This window comes from Halobacillus sp. BBL2006 (genome assembly GCF_000786645.1).
GTDB lineage: Bacteria > Bacillota > Bacilli > Bacillales > Halobacillaceae > Halobacillus.
On the sequence record NZ_JRNX01000387.1, the window covers coordinates 1 to 3,866 of the forward strand.

The following is a 3,866-nucleotide window of genomic DNA, read 5'->3' on the forward strand; positions in this document are numbered from 1 at the left end:
TTGTTGTAAGCCCGACGAACCAAACGATTGCGATTCTCCTCACCAATCGGGTGCACCCAACCCGCGACACGGTATCCACTTCTCCGACCCGGAGAGAATTTGCAAGAAAAGTGGCCGATGCGATCCCCGTGGAAATGGATAAAAAAGGGGAAGCCTGGTTTGCTGGCTATGGTGATTATCAAACGAAGCAACTAACCGCAGAAGTAAACCTAGATAATAAATCTACACTTACTTTTGATACATGGTACAAGATTGAGGATGGCTATGACAAAGGGATCGTCGAAATTTCAAGCGACGGCGTTGAGTGGACAGAAGCAGCGATGGTAACCGGAAGCAGCAACGACTGGGAGACAAAAGATGTCAGCTTGCCTGCAGATACGAAGTTTGTTCGGTTCACTTATCTTACAGACGGATCTGTTAACAATCGAGGCTGGTATGTCGATGATGTAAAACTTAATGGATCCACGCTAACTTTTACAAGTAAGGAATGGGTGGAGCGTTCTTATTAGAAAGTAAAAAACGAGGAGGGTTCTCAATGGGTAGAAATAGCAAGAAGTTTATTGTCTCTTTGCTTGTACTTCTTATGATGCTTTCCCAGGCTCTATTCGTACCTAAGCAAGTGGAGTCTGAAGAGAGCGATGTTTCGGATTTGATCTTACTGCAAAATGTTCCAGAAGCCTCTACAGATATTGAGGGGAATGTTGTGACATTGCAGGCTCTGCACATTTATAAAGATGGTCATTTTATGAAAACGGATCATAACCTCAGTTGGAAATCGTCAAACAAAAATGTGGCAACCGTAGACGAAGAAGGAAATGTTACAATATCTGGTCACAGAGGTCGTACGTTCATCAGCGTCTCAGATGGAGTGCATACCGACCGTATTGCTTTGGATTACAAAGTGAGTCATAAAAAAGCTGCCTCCCCATCCCTGGTTAAGGAAAAAGGAGAGCGTTACGATGTGATCCAAAAAGCCATCGATGGGATGACACTGGAAGAAAAAATCGGGCAAATGCTTATGCCTGATTTTCGAAAATGGGAGGGTGAAAATGTAACGGAAATGCTCCCTGAAATTGAGGAACAGGTTCAAAAATATCACCTCGGCGGAGTGATCTTATTCAGGGAAAATGTCGAGACAACAGAGCAGACTGCTAAGCTCGTGTCCGACTATAAAAAGGCTTCTGAAAAGTACGGGTTGCTGATGGCCATTGATCAGGAGGGCGGAATCGTTACACGACTGCAATCAGGAACCGATATGCCCGGTAACATGGCACTAGGGGCCACACGTTCTGAAGAAATCAGTCACAATGTCGGTCATGCGATTGGAGAGGAACTTGATTCTCTAGGGATCAACATGAATCTTGCTCCAGTACTGGATGTAAATAATAACCCGGATAACCCTGTTATTGGTGTTCGTTCGTTTGGAGGCGATCCTGAACTTGTTGCAAATCTGGGCATTTCTTACATGAAAGGTCTTCAGGAAGCAGGAGTTGCAGCAACTGGGAAGCACTTCCCGGGACACGGGGACACGGCGGTAGACTCCCACCTCGGCCTTCCGGAAGTTCCTTATGATAAAGAGCGATTAAAAGAAGTGGAACTCTATCCATTTCAACAAGCGATGGATGCTGGCATTGATGCGGTCATGACGGCTCATGTCACGTTTCCGAAAATTGATGATACGAAGGTCATCTCTAAAAAAGACGGGACAAAAATATCTTTGCCGGCAACCCTTTCCCACAAAGTTTTAACAGGACTTATGCGCGAGGAAATGGGGCATGAGGGCGTCATTATTACAGATGCGATGAATATGAACGCTATTGCCGAACATTTCGGTGCTGTTGATGCGGCTATACGTGCAGTGAAAGCTGGAACTGACATCGTCTTAATGCCTGTCGGACTGGAAGAGGTGGCTGAAGGACTAATCAATGCCGTGAAGTCTGATGAAATAACAGAAGAGCGGATTGAAGCTTCTGTCGAGCGTGTTTTAACGCTGAAAGTCCATCGAGGCATTATTAAGTCAGAGCAGCCGGAAAGCATTGATAATAAGATCCAAAATGCTATTGAAGTGGTAGGATCGCAAGAACACAAAGCGGTAGAAAGGGAAGCAGCAGAAAAATCGATCACATTAGTGAAAAACGATGATGTGCTGCCTATAAATGCAGATCGTAATGATCATGTAGTCGTTGTCGGTCGAAGTTTCATAGAATCCCTTGGGGCTGCCGTGAGAAGTCATCATGAGAATACATCTATCATCGAAATGAATTCAAACTACGAGTTTACAGATGAGCAGCAAGCCATCCTGGATTCAGCGGATCAAATTATTGTTGGAACATACACGTACAGTGTTGGAACCCGTGCACCTGAACATCCGCAGATGGAAATGGTCCAAACTCTTATGCGTTCCATGGATGCTCCGGTAGTAGCGGTAGGAATCCGTAATCCATATGACATCATGGCTTACCCAGAAGTAGATGGGTATCTGGCGCAATACGGTTTCCGTGATGCCAGTTTTGAGGCCACTGCTGCTGTCATCTTTGGAGAAAGTGAACCATCAGGAAAACTGCCCGTAACCATTCCAGGTGAAGAGTCTGGTGTTCTTTATCCATTCGGTCATGGGTTAACTTACTAAATAAAGGAAGGGCAGAGGTTCACTCTCTGCCTCTTCTGAAAAAAATAGGAGGAATGCTGTTTTGAAAAAATGGTCGATAATCTTTTTCACATTGATGCTCGTGCTGTCTTCTCTGTCTGTTGTGCTTGCTGATAACAATGGCAAAGGTCATGGTAAAGACAAAGATAAAAATAATCATAAGAACTTTGAATTAGGTGTGGAAGTATTACTTCAAGACCAGAAAGAACTTATCGAAGGGAAGAATGTAGGGCTCATTACGAACCCAACAGGTGTCGATCAGGAACTGAATAGTGTAGTGGATATCTTGAATAACGATCCCGATGTCAATTTAACCGCTCTTTATGGTCCGGAACATGGGGTTCGCGGAAGTGCCCAGGCTGGAGAGTATGTTGAGTACTATATCGATGAAGCGACAGGTCTTCCTGTTTACAGTCTATATGGATCAACTAGAAAACCGACACCTGAGATGCTGGAGGGGATCGATGTCCTGCTATTTGATATTCAAGACGTCGGTACTCGTTTCTACACGTACATTTATACGATGGCTTATGCGATGGAAGCTGCTCAGGAAAATGATATTGAGTTTATCGTCCTCGATCGTCCAAATCCACTTGGCGGGGAAGCCGTGGAAGGTCCAGTGCTTGATGACGAATACTCCTCTTTTGTCGGGAAATATGAAATTCCGCTTCGTCATGGAATGACTGTTGGGGAGCTTGCTTTATTATTTAATGAAGAATTTGGGATTGGTGCGGATTTGACAGTCGTAGAAATGGATCATTGGAAGCGGGATATGTATTATGATGAAACACCGTTAGAGTGGGTGCTGCCATCCCCGAATATGCCAACGCTTGATACAGCTCTTGTCTATCCAGGTGCTGCCCTAATAGAAGGAACCAATGTATCCGAAGGTCGAGGGACAACGAAGCCTTTTGAATTGATTGGTGCGCCTTATATAGATTCAACGGAGCTAGCTGAAGCATTGAATCAATTGGAACTTCCAGGAGTTGATTTCAGAGCTGCGTCATTCACGCCTTCTTTCTCTAAGCATGCGGGTGAATTAACGCATGGAGTTCAAATTCACGTAACAGATAAAGAAGATTTTCGCCCAGTTCTAACAGGGGTAAGTCTTGTGAAGACAATCCATGACTTGTATCCAGATGATTTTCAGTTCCGCGCAGAAAATAGTGAAGGAGTTTCTTTCTTTGACCTGTTAGTCGGGAACGGATGGATTCGTGAA

The 3,866-nt window shown here is 44.6% G+C and carries 2 protein-coding genes and 1 pseudogene; all 3 read left to right on the plus strand.

All coding sequences use genetic code 11. From position 1 onward, the window contains the following. Window positions 1–509 (plus strand): annotated as a pseudogene (locus LD39_RS11935) (immune inhibitor A); the annotation flags it as partial. Between the two features lie 26 nt (window positions 510–535). After that, window positions 536–2,629 (plus strand): beta-N-acetylhexosaminidase, encoded by a 2,094-nt coding sequence (gene nagZ / locus LD39_RS11940; RefSeq protein ID WP_035546768.1) that lies wholly within the window; start codon window positions 536–538, stop codon window positions 2,627–2,629. A gap of 61 nt (window positions 2,630–2,690) precedes the next feature. Next, window positions 2,691–3,866 (plus strand): exo-beta-N-acetylmuramidase NamZ domain-containing protein (locus LD39_RS11945; protein ID WP_035546770.1); only part of this gene is annotated, 1,176 nt, incomplete at its 3' end.